Annotated in this window: 18 protein-coding genes and 1 tRNA gene; 1 reads left to right on the top strand and 18 read right to left on the bottom strand. The window is 37.8% G+C overall.

Annotated elements, in window-relative coordinates; translation table 11 throughout:
• Positions 1-7 precede the first annotated feature (7 nt).
• The 3 genes from ACZ47N_RS12830 to ACZ47N_RS12820 all read right to left on the bottom strand — a co-directional run bounded on the left by ACZ47N_RS12830 (position 8) and on the right by ACZ47N_RS12820 (position 2,598).
• Positions 8-700: a YggS family pyridoxal phosphate-dependent enzyme gene (locus ACZ47N_RS12830; protein WP_464886942.1), complete on the bottom strand. Its 693-nt coding sequence runs from the start codon at positions 698-700 to the stop codon at positions 8-10.
• 15 nt (positions 701-715) lie between these two features.
• Entirely contained in the window at positions 716-2,008 is a 1,293-nt protein-coding gene (locus ACZ47N_RS12825) for a biotin/lipoyl attachment domain-containing protein (RefSeq protein WP_464886941.1), read from the bottom strand.
• A gap of 131 nt (positions 2,009-2,139) precedes the next feature.
• Positions 2,140-2,598, bottom strand: a complete 459-nt coding sequence (locus ACZ47N_RS12820; RefSeq protein ID WP_464888443.1) for a peroxiredoxin — start codon at positions 2,596-2,598, stop codon at positions 2,140-2,142.
• A gap of 151 nt (positions 2,599-2,749) precedes the next feature.
• Here ACZ47N_RS12820 and ACZ47N_RS12815 point away from each other — a divergent pair, with 151 nt between their 5' ends.
• Complete coding sequence (locus ACZ47N_RS12815) at positions 2,750-3,028, top strand: acylphosphatase (protein ID WP_464886940.1); 279 nt, start codon at positions 2,750-2,752, stop codon at positions 3,026-3,028.
• Between the two features lie 24 nt (positions 3,029-3,052).
• On the opposite strand, the gene ACZ47N_RS12810 is transcribed toward ACZ47N_RS12815, so the two are convergent.
• The 15 genes from ACZ47N_RS12810 to murD all read right to left on the bottom strand — a co-directional run bounded on the left by ACZ47N_RS12810 (position 3,053) and on the right by murD (position 17,009).
• Positions 3,053-4,312, bottom strand: coding sequence for an L-lactate MFS transporter (locus tag ACZ47N_RS12810; protein ID WP_464886939.1), 1,260 nt, complete (start codon positions 4,310-4,312; stop codon positions 3,053-3,055).
• A gap of 132 nt (positions 4,313-4,444) precedes the next feature.
• Positions 4,445-4,521: transfer RNA gene (locus ACZ47N_RS12805), tRNA-Pro, on the bottom strand.
• Between the two features lie 81 nt (positions 4,522-4,602).
• Complete coding sequence (locus ACZ47N_RS12800) at positions 4,603-5,640, bottom strand: NAD(P)H-dependent glycerol-3-phosphate dehydrogenase (protein WP_464886938.1); 1,038 nt, start codon at positions 5,638-5,640, stop codon at positions 4,603-4,605.
• Positions 5,637-6,251: a glycerol-3-phosphate 1-O-acyltransferase PlsY gene (gene plsY / locus ACZ47N_RS12795; protein ID WP_464886937.1), complete on the bottom strand. Its 615-nt coding sequence runs from the start codon at positions 6,249-6,251 to the stop codon at positions 5,637-5,639. Before plsY ends, ACZ47N_RS12800 begins: the two co-directional genes overlap by 4 nt.
• On the bottom strand, positions 6,248-7,576 hold the full coding sequence (der, locus tag ACZ47N_RS12790; protein ID WP_464886936.1) for a ribosome biogenesis GTPase Der: 1,329 nt from the start codon (positions 7,574-7,576) through the stop codon (positions 6,248-6,250). Before der ends, plsY begins: the two co-directional genes overlap by 4 nt.
• Positions 7,515-8,933, bottom strand: a complete 1,419-nt coding sequence (locus ACZ47N_RS12785) for a DUF512 domain-containing protein (protein ID WP_464886935.1) — start codon at positions 8,931-8,933, stop codon at positions 7,515-7,517. Before ACZ47N_RS12785 ends, der begins: the two co-directional genes overlap by 62 nt.
• Positions 8,934-8,989: 56 nt before the next feature.
• Positions 8,990-9,469, bottom strand: coding sequence for a transcriptional regulator NrdR (nrdR, locus tag ACZ47N_RS12780; RefSeq protein ID WP_464886934.1), 480 nt, complete (start codon positions 9,467-9,469; stop codon positions 8,990-8,992).
• A gap of 47 nt (positions 9,470-9,516) precedes the next feature.
• Positions 9,517-10,641, bottom strand: a complete 1,125-nt coding sequence (gene ftsZ / locus ACZ47N_RS12775; protein WP_464886933.1) for a cell division protein FtsZ — start codon at positions 10,639-10,641, stop codon at positions 9,517-9,519.
• Between the two features lie 93 nt (positions 10,642-10,734).
• The gene (locus ACZ47N_RS12770; protein WP_464886932.1) at positions 10,735-11,094 is read right to left on the bottom strand and encodes a small basic family protein; all 360 of its coding nucleotides are present in this window, start codon (positions 11,092-11,094) and stop codon (positions 10,735-10,737) included.
• Positions 11,091-11,822 carry a DUF881 domain-containing protein gene (locus ACZ47N_RS12765; protein ID WP_464886931.1) on the bottom strand — a complete coding sequence of 244 codons (732 nt, stop codon included), beginning with the start codon at positions 11,820-11,822 and terminating at the stop codon, positions 11,091-11,093. The genes ACZ47N_RS12770 and ACZ47N_RS12765 overlap by 4 nt, the downstream gene beginning before the upstream one ends.
• A 15-nt stretch (positions 11,823-11,837) precedes the next feature.
• Complete coding sequence (locus ACZ47N_RS12760) at positions 11,838-12,572, bottom strand: DUF881 domain-containing protein (RefSeq protein WP_464886930.1); 735 nt, start codon at positions 12,570-12,572, stop codon at positions 11,838-11,840.
• On the bottom strand, positions 12,569-13,351 hold the full coding sequence (locus tag ACZ47N_RS12755; protein WP_464886929.1) for a cell division protein FtsQ/DivIB: 783 nt from the start codon (positions 13,349-13,351) through the stop codon (positions 12,569-12,571). The genes ACZ47N_RS12760 and ACZ47N_RS12755 overlap by 4 nt, the downstream gene beginning before the upstream one ends.
• A gap of 52 nt (positions 13,352-13,403) precedes the next feature.
• A complete protein-coding gene (gene murG, locus ACZ47N_RS12750) occupies positions 13,404-14,477 on the bottom strand; it encodes an undecaprenyldiphospho-muramoylpentapeptide beta-N-acetylglucosaminyltransferase (RefSeq protein WP_464886928.1) in 1,074 nt (357 codons plus the stop codon).
• Position 14,478: 1 nt separating this feature from the next.
• Positions 14,479-15,597 (bottom strand): putative lipid II flippase FtsW, encoded by a 1,119-nt coding sequence (ftsW, locus tag ACZ47N_RS12745; protein WP_464886927.1) that lies wholly within the window; start codon positions 15,595-15,597, stop codon positions 14,479-14,481.
• Positions 15,598-15,617: 20 nt separating this feature from the next.
• The gene (gene murD, locus ACZ47N_RS12740) at positions 15,618-17,009 is read right to left on the bottom strand and encodes a UDP-N-acetylmuramoyl-L-alanine--D-glutamate ligase (protein ID WP_464886926.1); all 1,392 of its coding nucleotides are present in this window, start codon (positions 17,007-17,009) and stop codon (positions 15,618-15,620) included.
• Positions 17,010-17,011: the final 2 nt, after the last annotated feature.

Below are 17,011 nucleotides of genomic sequence, written 5' to 3'. Positions count from 1 at the left end.
TCCTCTCTTAATCATAATTCCGGTTGCCGAAAATGGCACTACCTATCCGAACCATGTTAGACCCTTCTTCTACAGCTATCTTGTAATCATTAGACATACCCATGCTAAGATATTTCATTTCAGCATGTTCAAATTTATCGGCTTCTAGTTTTTCTTTCAATTCAAAAAGTCTTTTAAAACAATCTCTTGTCACCTGTTTATTGGATGTGAAAGGAGCCATTGTCATTAGGCCTTTAATATCCACCCACTTCATAGGCTCTAATTGCTCAATGAAATGATATACAGATGCTGGATCCACCCCATACTTACTCTCTTCTCCTGATACATTTACTTGAATTAACACTTCCATTTTACGATTGTTTTCACCAGCTTTTTTATTGATCTCTTTAGCTAAGGAAACAGAATCTAAGGAATGAATAAGACTAACTTTATCAACTATATATTTTACTTTATTTCGCTGCAAATGTCCAATCATATGCCATTGTGATTCCATTCCAATAGCTTCAAACTTTGTCACTAGCTCCTGTACTTTATTTTCTCCCAGGTTCACTATCCCGTGATGGATCGCATTTTGAATTACCTCTGTAGGAATAGTTTTAGTAACCGCTATCATATGAATTTCTTGTTCAGGGTCGTATGATTTTTTTTGGGCTTCAGCGATATTTTCTTTTACTAATTGAATTTTTTCAGATAAATTCACCTTTTCCAATACCTCCTATCTTACTCTTTGACCTTCCTGAATGTCTTCAGGATTTAGAATGTAACGATCGTACCTTCTTAATGTTTCCACCATCTCCGCTTCCCCTTCTGGATCATTGTTGGGCTTCACTTCAACAAGTCCTTCCTTAAGAACAACGACTTCGTCATTTCTTCCTATCTCTTCAACGGGCATAAAAACCGCGTATCCATTGACATCTACCCTAAAAATACCGTTAATCCCGTATTGTTCAACAATAGAGGACCTAGGTACAATTAGCCCCTCAAATCGATGAGGGATCAACTCTAGATTTAACATCCTATTTTCATGCCATCCTTCTATGGGTACATTAAACTCAAGTATCATCAAAGGAGGGCTTTCAGGTGCTTCATGAATCTTCGATACAATCCCTCGAATCATTCGGTCCTCATGTAAGTCTCGCACCCATACACGTTTATTTACTTCATACATAGACTCATATTCCACCGGAACTTTTGTTGCGAAATTCCAACGATGTTCTGAAATAATTCGATAATGCTGTTCATCTGTTTCGATGCTGGATTTCATCTCCAATAATTCTAGCACTTTTTCCATCTGCTTTTCAAACGTTTCTTCTTCTAAGGCAATTAAATCATTTTCAAATCCATCACTTCCTATCGAAAAAATCCCTGCTTTTTCCGATCTTATTTCGTTTGAAAATGCATCCAATTTTTTTTCTATTTCAATTTTTTGGTCTTTGAGTTCTTTCAAGTTCATTTCTGGCAATTCTTGGCTTGTTTCTAATATTTCTAATTGCCTAGCAGTTTCCTCTAATATATACCGATTCTTATAAGCGAGCTCAAATTGATTTTGTTTCATGTTCAAAGTCAAATCAGCAATTAAATTTTTGATTCTTGTCTCTAACTGATTTACCGTTTCAGCTGAAAAAGATTCCACATCTTCTCCAGATTCAACTAAATCCATTCTTATTCTTATCATTTCATGCTCCATTATCAACGACTGATCAGATTCCGATACCAATACATCCGCTATTTTTTGTTGACGTGCCACCTTTTCCCCTTTGTTAACACTCCAGTTAATATGACCTGCTTTTGGCACAGGGTATGGACTTTCATTTCTTATGACAACGCCTAATGTTTCTATATTTGCCTCCAGAGTTCCATACTCTACGATATCTGTCCTAACTCTAAACTGACTTATAACTGGGTTTAATCGAATAAAAAAATACAAGGTAACAATAACGATCATAGGAATAACCAATATCATCATCATGAACTTTTGTCCGCTCTTACGCTTTCGTTTCTTTTCCATTCCTATCACCACTTATTGGTATAATCTTATTGCAGATTATATTGTACCACATAATAAAAGAGACAGGTATGATAAACTGATCAAACAGCTAACATAACCGTCTCATAGAAAGAGTGAAAATATAGTTGTTTTTACCGCTCCTCCAACTTTTTTATTACCTTTTCTATCTCATCGGCATGTCCTTTCGCTTTAACTTTTCTTAGCTCTTTAATTAAAACACCTTTTTCGTCAATTATAAAAGTGGATCTCTCAGTTCCCATACCAATTTTTCCAAACATCTTTTTTTCTTTTATAACATCAAACTGCTGATGTAATAATTCATCCTCATCAACTAACAAAGAAAACGGCAATTGATTTTTTTCTGCGAACTTTTGGTGTGATTTAAGGGAATCACGACTGACACCAAGGACTATCGCATTCATTTCTTTAATAGCTTTATAATGGTCTCTGAACTCAGAGGCTTCAGTTGTTCATCCTGGAGTATTGTCTTTCGGATAAAAATAAAGAATCACTTTATTGCCTCTAAGTTCACTGAGCTTTATCCAGTTTTCATGCTGGTCCAGCCTTGTAAAATCTGGTACTTTTTCCATTAGCTTCACTTTTTGCATGCTGCACACCCCCAACATATTTTTTTAATCTTACCCTTTTTCCTTACAGCTATTCATTTTTCATACAACAAAACCTGTGATTATTTTATAGAAAAAGGGTATAACCATAAAAATATACTCGGGAGTGAAAAACATGAAAACCATAAAAATAGTTATAACTGGTCATGTACAAGGAGTAGCCTTTCGTTATAGCGCCAGAGAAAAAGCTTTAGCTTTGCACCTAACAGGTTGGGTTCGAAATCGAAAAGATGGATCCGTTGAAATATTAGCCCAAGGCGACCATGCACGTGTAGATGAAATGGAAAAATGGGCACATATAGGTCCATCCAACGCAGATGTTTATACAGTTGTTACAACTTCTCTATCCTTAGAGAAACGCATTCAAGGTTTTATTGTCCGTCCCACTTGCTAAATGATGACCTCAGGTCTCCAATTCTCAAGGTGTTGCTGCTTTCACTTCAATCTCAGCTTCTTTAGACTCTTCAACTGGCGGTTTGGTAATCAACGTCAGCACAGCTCCTGTTGCACTTAGAACCCCTGACACAAGGTAACTAATACCATAAGTGCCTGTCATATCACGAACTATACCACCCAACAAAGGACCAAGTACACCGCCGATTCCCCAAGCCGTAATAACCATTCCATAATTCATTCCGAAATTTTTGATTCCAAAATAATCTACGGTTGCTGACGGGAAGATGGTTAACATCCCACCAAAAGTAAAACCAACTACAGATACTCCCATCATCAAAATTGGAGGACTCGTGAATGTCGAGAAAAATGCATAGACAATCACCTGTAGTATAAACATTGCTAATAGTGTGTGCATCCTTCCAAATCTATCAGACAAAACGCCACATCCAATACGCCCTGCAAAATTAAAAAAAGCGTATATTCCAACTAATATATAGGCGTTTTCCATTCCAGCTTGTTCTAGTCCTATTTTTGATAGCTGCCCAATAATTAAGAGGCCTGCAAAAGTTCCAAAGGAAAACATAGTCCACAACTGATAAAATTGTTTTGTTTTAAGGACTTCATGCCATTCATAATCTATTTTTAAACTTACAGTATCTACTGCACTACTCTTCATCGGTACTTCGTCTTCATCTGGAGGTGTATAGCCAACAGGAGGATTCTTGATAAACTGTGCTAGGATCATAATAAGAATTAAAAAAGAGGCTCCTAGAATAAAGAAAGTACGCTGAATTCCTTGAGTGCTCAGAAGGTAATTCGTTAAAGGAGCAATATAGAGCGGTGCTAATCCAAATCCACTAACAACAACTCCTGAAATCAATCCTCTTTTCTTAGGACTAAACCATTTAACTGCAGCTGGCGTTGGGGCTGCATACCCTGTGCCGATTCCCATGCCTGCAATAATACCAAAAAATATCGTAAGACCAATTGGTGTTAAAAAAAGACCCGATACAATAAACCCAACTCCAACCAAAATAGCTGAGGTTATGATAACTGGCTTAGGCCCTAATCGATCCTGAAGACGCCCACCTGGAACCATTGAAAACGCAAACATGGCACATGCAAACATATATGGTACCTGAGATACCGTTGCACTCCATCCTAGCTGATCAATCAAAGCCGCAGAAATAACCCTCCAAGTATATAAAACTCCTAGCATTAAATTAACGCCTACTCCAGCAATCGTTACCGGCCAACCCGGGTGAAACTTCTTTTCCCCCATCAAACTCCTCCATTCACATTTTAGGATTCCCAAAATAATTGACCTACCATGAGTATACATATATTCATGAGTTTCTCATTAAATCATGATAAAATAACCGCAAAACGAATGTTTTGCGGTTATTTTGGTAGATGGTCGGGCTGACAGGACTTGAACCTGCGACCTCATGACCCCCAGTCATGCGCGCTACCAAACTGCGCCACAGCCCGATTAAGGTTAATCATTTTGGAACACAAGGACATTATAATAGAATTTAAAGAAACATGCAAGGTTTATTTTAGAGTATCTTATTATGCATTCCAATCCATCCCATAGTCCTCTACCACTTCTTCCATTTCATTTTTTTTGGTTCTGGTCATCAAATTGTAGACCGCTTGTTTCACATCTTCGTTTTGGTATAATACATCATAAATAGCCTTGGCAATAGGAACCTCTACCTGTTGTTTTTCGGCTAATTCATGTACTGCTTGAGCGGTAGAAACACCTTCTACCACCATACCTACTTCTTCTAAGGCTTCTTCCAGTGATTTTCCTTGCCCTACTAAAATACCAGCTCTACGATTTCTACTGTGCATACTCGTGCAAGTTACAATTAAGTCACCGATACCCGAAAGACCAGCAAAAGTATTTAAACGTGCTCCCATAACATTGCCCAGTCTCGCCATTTCTGTGATCCCCCGCGTCATTAGTGCTGCTCTAGCATTATCACCGTATCCAATACCATCAGCGATACCAGCCCCAAAAGCAATAACATTTTTAAGAGCACCAGCTAACTCCACTCCAACCACATCTGGATTCGTGTAAACTCGTAAATATTCATTCATAAACAAACTCTGTGCTTTTTCCGCTGCTTTTCGATAAGAAGAAGCAGCAACCAAGGTCGTTGGCAGACACATAGCCACTTCTTCAGCATGAGAAGGGCCAGAAACGACTACAAAATCCCGCTTCCCAATTTCTTCCTCAATAATTTCAGAGATCCTCAAATGAGTTCTTTTTTCTATGCCCTTTGCTACATTAATAATAAGTGCATTATCAGGAATAGCTTCTTTATACATTTTTAATACGGATCGGATCTGTTGAGTAGGAATGGCAAAAATGACTACCTCTGCATCATACAACGCCCGCACCGCATTAGTTTCTGGAACTATTCTTTGTGAGAGTATTATATCTGGTAAGTATTTGCTATTCACTTGACTCTGGTTAATTTGTTTCTTTTGAATTTCACTTCTCATCCAAAGTGTTACAAAATGACCATTTTTCGCTAAAACAGTAGCTAGTGCCGTTCCCCAACTACCAGCTCCCATAATTGTGATCTGATGGGATTTCATTTCGAGCACTCCTCTTTTTTCATTTTATCTCTTATAGAAAAACGATTTTCAGTTCCTTTAAAAATTCGCGCTATATTTGTTTGATGTCGAAATAAAACCAATATACTAAGCGCTAATCCTAAGAAAATATGTTGACTTGGTTCTCCAGTAACCCATACTAGAATTGTCCAGATAGGCACCGCTGTTATAGAGGCCAGCGACACATATTTTGTCAATGCAATTATAAGGATAGACAAAACAATGCAAATAGCCGCAAAAAAAGGATTCGTCATGATGCCAACGCCCATGGTAGTAGCAACCCCTTTGCCGCCTTTAAACTTCATTGTAATGGGCCAATTATGTCCAATCACCGCTGCTAGTCCAGCCATGGAGGCTATAGCTTCGCCGCCAAATTTCCTACCTATCCACACTGCTGCTACCCCTTTTAACAGATCTAAGAAGAGAACCAATACAGCTGCTTTAGCTCCTAGTAGGCGCATCACATTGGTAGTACCAGCATTGCCACTTCCGTATTGGCGTATATCTTTTCCTGTTAGAAGTCTAACCAACAAATAAGCAGGCGATATAGTTCCTATTCCATAGGATAACATCAGTATAGCCATGTTAATCATTTCATGTTGCCTCCAGATTTTTCTCGACAAATCAACTTTACAGGTGTTCCTTCAAAACCAAAACTTTCTCGTATTTTATTCTCAAGATAACGCAAGTAAGAAAAATGCATCAATTCTTTATCATTAACAAACAGCACAAAAGTAGGTGGTTTCACAGAAACTTGGGTTCCGTAATAAATTTTCAATCTTTTCCCTTTATCAGAAGGTGGTTGATTCATCAAAGTCGCCTCGGCAATCACCTCATTTAAAACGCCAGTTTGAACACGTAGTGCATGATGATTAGAAACGTGTTGAATCATTGGAATTACCTTGTTTATCCGTTGTCCTTTTAAAACAGATACAAATACAACTGGTGCATATTGACAAAAACCTAATTCAAATCGAATATCTTTTATGAATTTATCAACAGTTTTATTGTCTTTTTCGATTAAATCCCATTTGTTTACCAAAATAATCATAGCTCTGCCGTTGTCATGGCTTAATCCTGCAACACGTTTGTCTTGTTCCGTTACACCTTCTTGGGCATCAATCATCAATATACATACATCTGAACGTTCAATGGCCGCAATCGCTCTAATAACACTATAATGTTCAACATTGCTATGAATTTTACTTTTTCTCCTTAAACCAGCAGTATCAATCAATATATATTCCTGTCCATCATGATAAAATGGTGTATCAATTGCATCTCTAGTTGTTCCCGCAATATCACTGACAATAACTCTATCTTCACCAAGCATTCGATTAATAAGGGATGACTTCCCTACATTTGGTCGCCCTATAACCGTTACTTTAATAGCTTCGGTAGATTCGTCATCAGAATGGGAGTTATGAAAATGTTTAACAATCTCATCAAGTAAATCCCCTGTACCCAGCCCCATCTCTGAGGATATTTCTATTGGCTCGCCAATTCCGAGTTCATAGAAATCATAATAATGTTCAGATTGTTTTTCTGTATCAACTTTATTAACCACTAACAAAACCGGTTTTCTGTTTTTTCTTAACATTTCTGCAACTTCTCTATCTAGAGCGGTTAATCCTTCTCTACCATCTACCATAAATACAATGACTTCCGCAGTTTCTATGGCCAGTTCAGCTTGACTCCTCATTTGTCTAGGAATAAGTTCCTCTGAACTCGGCTCTAATCCACCAGTATCAATCATAGTAAATTGATGGCTTAGCCACTCAACATCAGCGTAAATTCTATCACGCGTTACTCCTGGTATATTTTCAACAATAGAAATTCTCCTACCTGCTATTCGGTTAAAAAAGGTTGACTTTCCCACATTGGGACGTCCCACCACTGCAACAATGGGTTTTGCCATTTTTCATAACACTCCTGATCTTTGGATTTTCTGCTGTAATTTGTAGTATTTTTTTAACAAACGCCTTTCCATCAACTGGGCTAACAAAAACCTTGGTCCCCAGTTTCTTTTCTAATTCCTCCATTGTAACATCATCCAAAAATATATTTTCTCCGTCACGCAGCATGTTTTCAGGAATAATAACAGGGACACCTTGAGACCTAGGGCTTAGTTGTCGGATCAGATCTTTTCCAGTAATCAAACCACTTACGGTGATTGATTCACCGAAAAATTCATTCTTAATGGGATATACTTTTAATGTTAAACCTATTATTTTCTGTTCAATAGATTTCGCCATTTGCACTATAAAATCCGAAGCTAATACTCCTGTAGCTATGGAAATCTCCACTGGATTAGACTTCTTTATAATTGGCATTTTTTCAATATACTGCATCAAACGATGCTGAAAAAGCGCTAGCATTCCAACACCATTTTCAAGTTGATGGAATTCTCCATAAAAAGAAGCTTTCGGCAGATGCTCTCCAGCTAACAAATATATTTCATCAGAAGCATATACTTTTTTGGAATTCGTAAGTTTTTCATATCGATACTGCCACTTCTTTATAATGGACAAGGTTTCCTGGGCAATGGATCTAGTAACTATATCAATCACTGGCAATCCATCACGATACTTTGTTTTTCCAACTGGAACAATGGCAATACTAGAGATTGAGTGAATCATAGCCTCTATATCTTCTAATGTTTGATTTAAAACTATTCCATCGTTCCAACCAGGACAAAGCACAATTTGAAGGTTCATTATTATCCCATTTTCATGAAATTTATTTAATAGGTTTAGCGCTTTTCCTGCAAATCTATTGTTCAACATCTTCTTTCTCAGTTCTGGATTAGTGGTATGTACCGATATATTCAACGGACTAATGCGATAACGAATTATTTTTTCCACGTCTCGTTCCGAAAGATTTGTTAATGTTATATAATTGCCCTGAAGAAATGAAAGTCTAGCATCATCATCTTTCACATATAGGGTTTCCCTCATCCCCAGAGGCATTTGATCGATAAAACAAAATATGCATTTATTCTTACACTGTTTTGTTATTTCACTCTCTTGATTAAAGAATTGTATTCCTAGTTCTTCATCATATCCTTTTTCAATTTCTAAGATCCATTCTGTTCCATCTGGCTTGGCGAGTTTTACTTCTAAATAATCTTCAGCTGATAAATACTGATAATCCAACATGTCCTCTATGGGTTGTCCATTTATACTTAGAAGAATATCCCCTGGCAACACACCCATTTCTTCGGCTATGCTTCCTTCTTCAATGGAATTTATAATATTTTTTTCGTTTACGTTCAATAGTTCACACTCCAATAAAAGTCCACTCTGTTTGTAACAAGACAAACTCATCCAGCCTATAGTGAGTTATCCAGATGAATTTTTTTTTCTTTCAGGATCTTCGTTAACTCTTCCATGAATGTATTTAAATCTTTGAATTCACGGTATACGGAAGCAAAGCGAACATAGGCTACTTCATCCAAGTTTTTCAACTGATCCATGACCATATTTCCTATTCTTTCTGTTTGCACTTCTTTTTCCATTTCATTTTGCAACTGTTTTTCAATTTCATCAATTAAAAATTCAATTGCTTTTAAAGGAACTGGCCTTTTTTCGCATGCTCTGATGACGCCGTTCATAACTTTATTGCGGTTAAATGGTTCTCTATTGCCAGATTTTTTAATGACAATCAATGGAATTTCTTCTATTTTTTCATAGGTTGTAAAACGTTTTTGACATTCGTTGCATTCTCTTCTACGTCTTATTGCTTGACCCTCATCCGTTGGTCGAGAATCAATTACCTTGGAATCGAATTTTCCACAAAATGGGCAATTCAATCCTACCACCCGCTTTCTACTGTTGGTGCAGTATTTATAGCTTGATCCTATTTATTTTTTCTTAAGAAAACCGGAATATCCAGTTCATCATCCTGGTTTTCATCCAAATCCAAGACGGATTCATCTTTTTCTTTTTCTGATTGCGTATCCGTAGATCGTTTTGACTCTTGAGACTTTGATGGCTTTCGCGTAATTTCTTCAGGATTTTCGCTTTTGCGTTCTTCATCAAATCCAGTGGCTATAACCGTTATTTGAATTTCATCTTGCATTTCTTCATTGATGACCGCACCAAAAATAATGTTTGCATCTTCATCCGCTTCTTGAGATACCATCTCAGCCGCTTCATGTACTTCGAATAAACTTAGATTCGTACTTCCTGTAATGTTTATTAATACGCCACGAGCTCCTTTAATGGATGTTTCCAAGAGAGGACTTAAAATCGCCTGTTTTGCCGCTTCTGACGCACGATTTTCACCTGAAGATCTTCCAATTCCCATGTGTGCCAAACCTTGGTCAAACATGATGGTTTTAACATCAGCAAAATCACAGTTAACTAGTCCAGCATCATCAATTAAATCAGATATCCCTTGAACCCCTTGTCTTAAAATATCATCCGCTAAGCGAAATGCTTCAATAATAGAAGTCTTCTTTTCGATCACTTGAAGCAGCCGATCATTGGGAATCGTAACCAATGTATCTACTCTTTCTTTTAAATCTACTATCCCTTTGTCTGCATGCTTCCATCTCCGCTTGCCTTCGAAAGTAAAGGGTTTTGTCACAACTCCGACGGTGAGAATGCCCATTTCTCTTGCAATTTCAGCAACAACAGGAGCTGCTCCCGTTCCGGTGCCACCTCCCATGCCCGAGGTAACAAAAACCATATCAGCACCCTTTAATAGTTTTGCAATATCATCTCTGCTTTCTTCAGCGGCTTTACTCCCTACTTCTGGATTTGCACCGGCTCCAAGTCCTTTTGTTAACTTCTCTCCAATTTGAAGCTTTTGTTCAGCTTTTGAATTCATAAGTGCTTGTTTATCCGTATTAACCGCAATAAACTCTACACCTTTCATTCCCGCTTCAATCATTCGGTTTACAGCGTTGTTACCACCACCACCAACACCTATAACCTTAATTTGTGCAACGCTCTCCATATCCATATCAAATTCCAACACAGCAGTCCCTCCTCTATCTTTAAATCAAAATGGTTTTCTCTACCAGTTCACTATCTTACCATTATAAAAAGTTTGATCCACATTACACAAAATTCATTTCATTTCTTTTTCTGATTCATGTCTCATGCGGTTGATAAGATGCCTCCTAATAATGGCAAAATTTTCAAATAGTCTACTTCCAAATGCAAATACTGCCGCATAATACAAGGGTACTCCCAGTTTATCACCAATATAAGCCAACAAAGCCGCCAATACCGCATTGCTAAAAAATCCAGTCACAAATATTTCGGTATCAAATTTATTTTCTAGATTTGCTCTGAATCCTCCAAAAACTGAGTCCAAGGAGGCTAGAATTGCAACGGATATATAGAGAGACAAGGCCGCAGGATACGTAACTGGTAAGTAAAGTCCTACTAATATTCCAACAACCAATCCAATGATAGCTATAATCACAAAGATTCACCTTCCTCTACCCTAACATACTGAAGCCTATGATCGCCCTGATACTTAGGGATCCTTATTCGCTGGCTCACATGAGCCTCTACCTGAAGTCCGAAGACTTCTTTTATTTCCCAGGCGTATGTACCAGGTGCTTTAATGGCAGCATTCAAAGTGTCTGGGTTTCCAATTGCTTTAATCACAAAAGGCTGGGCATACGTCATTTGATTAATGGTTATGGTTGGGCCGGTACATTGTATTTCCGATGTATTTAGATACCGCTGACCATTTATAGAAAGTGCTTCTGCACCTGCAATTTTAAGATCATTAATAATTCTAAGTACATCTTCATCATGGACAATTACATTGTTAGGATTTTCTCCTTCGTAAAGCTCTCGTTCTCCATCTCTCAAAACAACCATCACACCAGGCCCTTCTAGATCATAATAGCCACTCTTCATTCGCATTAGTTCTATATCTTGAATTAAAATCTCATTGATGCTTCCATCACCCTCAATGGCAGACTGATAATCTCTAAGTCTATTCTCTTGTAGTTCAATCATATTTTTAAGATGTTCAACTTCATCTTTTTCTTTTCTAATGGCCATATTAAGATCGCTAATCGTTTTAACACTGATAAAGTGATAGTTTTCATCTAGATTCTTAACCTGTATCGCTAAAATTAAACCAATTAACAAACCAATCCCCAAAAGAATCCCTTTCCCAAAATAACTCTTCATCATTTTCGCTCCCACCTACTATGACTCCACGGTTTCCATCGGTTTGGCATATTCAAATTCATAAACTCGATTATATCTCGGCATCAAAATGTCTTGTGTTTTAGAAACATCTACCTGAAGATTATTATAATTCCTCATATCCCATACAATTCCGTATCGCATATTAAGTGCAGCTTCCAAGGTTTCTGGATTTCCAATGGCTTTCACAGTATATGGAGGCGTTGTGGCCGTATCGTTAATCATGAGAGAATTGCTGGAGTAGTATATTTCTGTCGTGGCCACGTATCTTTGATCATTGATAGAGATAGCTTCTGCCCCTGCAGCATTCAGAGTATTAATAACCGCTAATAAAATTTCATAATTGAACACAATAAAACTATCTGCTTCTGGCTGATTAAATGCAGTTGGTGGATCATCTATTTCGACTACTACGCCAGGACCTACGCCTTCAATATACCCAGCCAGTAGTTGATACCTTAATAAATCATTCTTCAAGTTTTTAATTAACAAGTTTTCATCGGCTTCTGATAATTCATACTCTCTCAATCTGCTTTCTAGATCCGTAAGTTCTTCTGTAAGTTGATCTTTCTCCTGACGAAGATTTCTAAGTTCTACTGTCATTTGTTGTGCCTGCTGCGAAGATAAAAACCCTCCCTCCGCCACTTCTTGTACAGACTTGATCTGCATTGCGACCACAAGTCCAAGTATTCCACATATAAATGCTACGGCAATTTTCCCTTTTAGTTTTTTCATTGCACTTCCTCCTGACGAGCTCTAGGGCGCACCGTAATGTGATCATCGTATCGCATGTCCAAGATAACATTTTCCAGATTGCGTGTATGCAATGTAACTAATGCTTCTTTTAATGCCAAAACTGAGTAAGCTGGTTGATCTACTTGTCCCATAAGCACTTCAATCCCGTTAAAAGTAATCAATCGCACATCTCGATTGTCCGCAATATGCACTTCAGAAATACGATCCATCATTTCGGATTCTTGAGCCGCTATCAATATATCGTAAGCTGATTCAAGGATGGATTCATTCTTAACTTGCAATGGATCTCCTACTCTAAAGCTTGAAAATTCAACCCCTGTCACGATAATTAAACTTTCATCTATTAGTCCATCTGACACCCGTAACACCACTTGTTCTTGATCTAAGTAGATAAAAGATCCCATATATGGTATTATAGCATACTCTTCTCGTTCTCTGATAACAATCTTTATTCCACTAAACCCTTTTCTTTTCACTTTTGTCTCGCGAACATAAGGATGCTCTTTAATCCTTGTTTCAATCTCCCCAGTCCTTAATTTGTATAGATTCTCCCCTATTTTTATATCCGAGTAGTCAAGTATATCCTCTTCTTCTACTAGATTCAAGCCCTGTATTTCAATTTCTTTAACTATAAATACTGAAGATTCAAATACTGCATAGTAAACCGATCCTCCAGCAATGGTTATGAAAAACAGCATCATCATAAATCTTATCTTAAAGGAAGGCCCTGTCTTTTTTCTATACTTCCGCTGAGTCACAATTATTACCGCCTTTTATAGGATCCACTCAATACCCTTGCAATTAAAAGGATTATTTTACCTCTAGCTTTTCAACAATCATTTCAGCAGACAATTTAACGGGCATTTCTTTCTTTTCTGGTTTTTTCACTTTCAATCCTTGCGTAATTGCTTGATGTAATCTTTCAGATGTAAGTTCTTTTTCTAAAATCACGGTTGCTCTACCCGTTTTCTCAAGCATACGTGCATTTTTTTCCTGATGATTGTCCGCCGTATAGGCCTTCGGAATTAAAATAGAATACCGTTGTGCCGCTTGTATTTCTGCAATTGAAATAGCTCCAGCGCTCCCCACTACAAGATCACAAGCCAATAATGCTTCAGGCATTTCATCAATGTATGGTACTACACGATGTCCAGCTAGATCAATCCCTTTTTCTTTCAGATTGCTTATCGTTCTTTCATAATGAATTTTGCCTGTAGACCAAAAAAGAGAGTATTCACTATTTGGATATTTTTCCAATACCGATTGAACCGTCTTGTTTATATTGGAAGAACCTCCGCTGCCACCTGAGATCAGGACCATTTTTCGGTTGTTAAATTCCGGAAAATTAATTCTTGTTTTCTCCTTAGTTAGTGTGTAATACGCAGATCGAATCGGATTACCCGTTAGTGTTAAATTGTCTTTCTTTTTAAAGTGTTGAGCTGCTTCTTGAAAGCTTAAGGCAACTACAGAAACATGCTTGCTCAAAAATCGATTCGTCAATCCTGGATAAGCATTCTGTTCATGAATTAGTGTATAGATCCCCTTTTTAGCCGCTACATAGACAACAGGCCCTGAAACGTAGCCACCAGTTCCTATAACGAAATCCGGTCTAAATCTATCAATTAATCTTTTTACCTGAAAAAGACCTTTCAGTAACATTTTGGCACTTTTCAGGTTGTGAAGTGACAACTTGCGTTTCAGGTATGTGACCGTAATGGATTCTAGTGAGTATCCTGCCGCAGGAACCAGTTGACATTCAAGACCATTTTCAGACCCAATAAAGATTATTTCTGCTTCTGGATCTCGTTTTTTAATTTCATCCGCAATGGCTATTGCAGGATAGATATGCCCACCAGTACCACCACCACTTATCATATATCGCATTTTATCCTCCCTGTTTTCCCGAATATTTAGAAATGTTTAGCATAATCCCTGAGCAGGCCATCAACATTAATAATGCATTGCCTCCGTAACTAATAAAAGGGAGGGGTATTCCTGTTACAGGCAATAAAGATGTAGCTACTCCTACATTCACAATCACTTGAATCCCAACCATAGAAGTAATTCCTGTTGCTGCTAAGCAGGAAAATAAATCCGGAGCACTCATTGCAATACAGGCCCCACGCCAAATAAAAATAGCAAATAGTAAAAGCACTAATGTTGCACCTATAAAACCAACCTCTTCTCCAATAATGGCAAATATAAAATCATTCTGGGGTTCTGGAAGATAAAGATGCTTCTGAATGCTTCTACCTATCCCCCTCCCTGCAACGCCTCCAGACCCGATGGCTAAAAGCGACTGTACCGTCTGCAAACCTGCATCCATAGGATCAGCCCATGGGTCAAGATATGCTACTAATCTCCTTGTTTTATATCCTTGTCCACTTAACAGGATATATCCCAATGCAGCTACTACACTTGTAATGCCGGCTATAAGAAAAGCTCCAAAATGAATCATGTTAACCCCACTGACAAACAGCATTACCATCATGATACTGACAATAATTAACCCTGTACTAAAATCAGGTTGTTGATAAACGAGAGCAAACACAACCCCACCTATTAAAAGATGTGGCACAAACCCATCTTGAAATGATTTAACACGATATTTATTTTTTTCCATGGTCGCTGCCATGAATATGATCACAGCAACTTTTGCAATTTCAGATGGCATAATGGTAATGGCACCCACTTCAATCCAACGTTGAGCAAAATTCACCTCTTTCCCTGCTGGTGTGATGACTACCACCAATAAAATTAGTGCAACTGCCATAATTAGATTAGCAAATCTAGCCCATATTCGATAGGGACATATGGTACAAAATACAAGTGCAATGGCTCCTAGAGACGCCCACATTAACACTCTTTTTAAATAATGGGCCCCATCTCCATTACTCGAAAGAGCATAAGTATAGCTTGAGCTAAACACCATTATAATCCCAACTACCACTAGTAATATGGTTGCTGTAAGCAAAGGAATATCAATTCCTTGATTGGATTTCATATCCACACCACCTCTGCCATTTACTTCAGCTTAAACTCATGAACTAAGCTTTTAAAGTGATTTCCTCTAGCCTCATAATTATCATACATATCAAAACTTGCACAAGCTGGCGATAATAAGACTAGATCACCAGTTGCAGCACTTTTACAGGCTGTCCTAAAAGCCTGTTCTAAATCATCGGTTTTAATAACATTATTAAATTCTAGTTCCGAAGCCCTATTAGCAATTTTATCTGCTGTTTCACCATAAACAATCATTTGTTTCACTCTGCCGTCAAAAGCGTTAATAAGATCCGTAAAATCGTTCCCTTTATCCATCCCGCCTGCCAGCAGGATGATTGGTTCTGATACTGATATCACCGCCTTAATAGCTGCCGCAGGATTTGTAGCTTTAGAATCATTGATAAATGTAATATCGTTGATGGTCTCTACCAATTCAATGCGATGTTCAACCCCTCTAAAGCTTTCTAAAGACTCTCTAATGGCATCTAAGGGAAAGTTCATTGACCACGCTATCCCAACTGCTGCCATGGCATTTTCTAAGTTGTGATCCCCTGGTAGCAAAATATTGTCACAATCAATAATGATAGCACTTCTTTGCTCATCCTGAACAATCATTTTACCATCTTTGATAAAAACACCTTTCTCCAATGAATTGAAACGACTAAAAAACAATATTTCTGATTCTATCTTTACCTCGCCCTCCATATACCGCTTGCATATGTCATCTTCTGCATTGATCACTGCAACATCCTCAGGTTTTTGATTCGAAAATATTTTGAACTTTAGATCTGTATAGTGCTCAATTGATTTATGCCTATTCAAGTGATCTGGGGTAATGTTCAACAATGCTGCTACCTTAGGCTTAAATTCATTTATTGTTTCGAGTTGGAAGCTGCTGACTTCCATGATACAATGTGCATCTTCCCTTAAGTTTTTCACTTTTGAAATAGCTGCAGTACCAATATTTCCAACAATTTCATGTTTTATACCTGATCTCCGAGCCATATCACCTAATAACGCCGTTGTTGTAGTCTTCCCGTTGGTTCCTGTAATAGCCGCGATCGGAGCATCCATTTGTTGATAGGCTACTTCAATTTCACCAAGTATTGGTACTTTACAATGTATTGCTTCTTGAATAAACGGCAGTTCCAATGGTACTCCTGGAGACAAAACAATATAATCTGGATTACCTGCTTCCTTCAATGTGTCTGGGTGTTTACCGAAGATTCCCGTGTAAGGCACTGGTTCCAGTTCCCTAAGCGTAGGCTCTATTAAATTCCTTGACTTTAGATCATTAATAATAATTGCCGCTTTTTGTTCGAAAAAAAAATGAACCAACGAAACTCCAGTCACCCCTAAGCCTACTATCATAATTTTTTTTCCATTAAATTTTTCTATTTGACTACTCATAT

It is taken from the genome of Tindallia texcoconensis (assembly GCF_055383815.1).
This window is presented reverse-complemented; position numbering and strand designations above follow the sequence as displayed.

Excerpts from the sequence above, each read along its gene's own strand:
- ACZ47N_RS12825 (WP_464886941.1), bottom strand. The coding sequence starts at position 2,008 with ATGGAAAAGAAACGAAAGCGTAAGAGCGGACAAAAGTTCATGATGATG.
- ACZ47N_RS12815 (WP_464886940.1), top strand. The coding sequence starts at position 2,750 with ATGAAAACCATAAAAATAGTTATAACTGGTCATGTACAAGGAGTAGCC.
- ACZ47N_RS12810 (WP_464886939.1), bottom strand. The coding sequence starts at position 4,312 with ATGGGGGAAAAGAAGTTTCACCCGGGTTGGCCGGTAACGATTGCTGGA.
- ACZ47N_RS12800 (WP_464886938.1), bottom strand. The coding sequence starts at position 5,640 with ATGAAATCCCATCAGATCACAATTATGGGAGCTGGTAGTTGGGGAACG.
- plsY (WP_464886937.1), bottom strand. The coding sequence starts at position 6,251 with ATGATTAACATGGCTATACTGATGTTATCCTATGGAATAGGAACTATA.
- der (WP_464886936.1), bottom strand. The coding sequence starts at position 7,576 with ATGGCAAAACCCATTGTTGCAGTGGTGGGACGTCCCAATGTGGGAAAG.
- ACZ47N_RS12765 (WP_464886931.1), bottom strand. The coding sequence starts at position 11,822 with ATGATGAAGAGTTATTTTGGGAAAGGGATTCTTTTGGGGATTGGTTTG.
- ACZ47N_RS12760 (WP_464886930.1), bottom strand. The coding sequence starts at position 12,572 with ATGAAAAAACTAAAAGGGAAAATTGCCGTAGCATTTATATGTGGAATA.
- murG (WP_464886928.1), bottom strand. The coding sequence starts at position 14,477 with ATGCGATATATGATAAGTGGTGGTGGTACTGGTGGGCATATCTATCCT.
- ftsW (WP_464886927.1), bottom strand. The coding sequence starts at position 15,597 with ATGAAATCCAATCAAGGAATTGATATTCCTTTGCTTACAGCAACCATA.
- murD (WP_464886926.1), bottom strand. The coding sequence starts at position 17,009 with ATGAGTAGTCAAATAGAAAAATTTAATGGAAAAAAAATTATGATAGTA.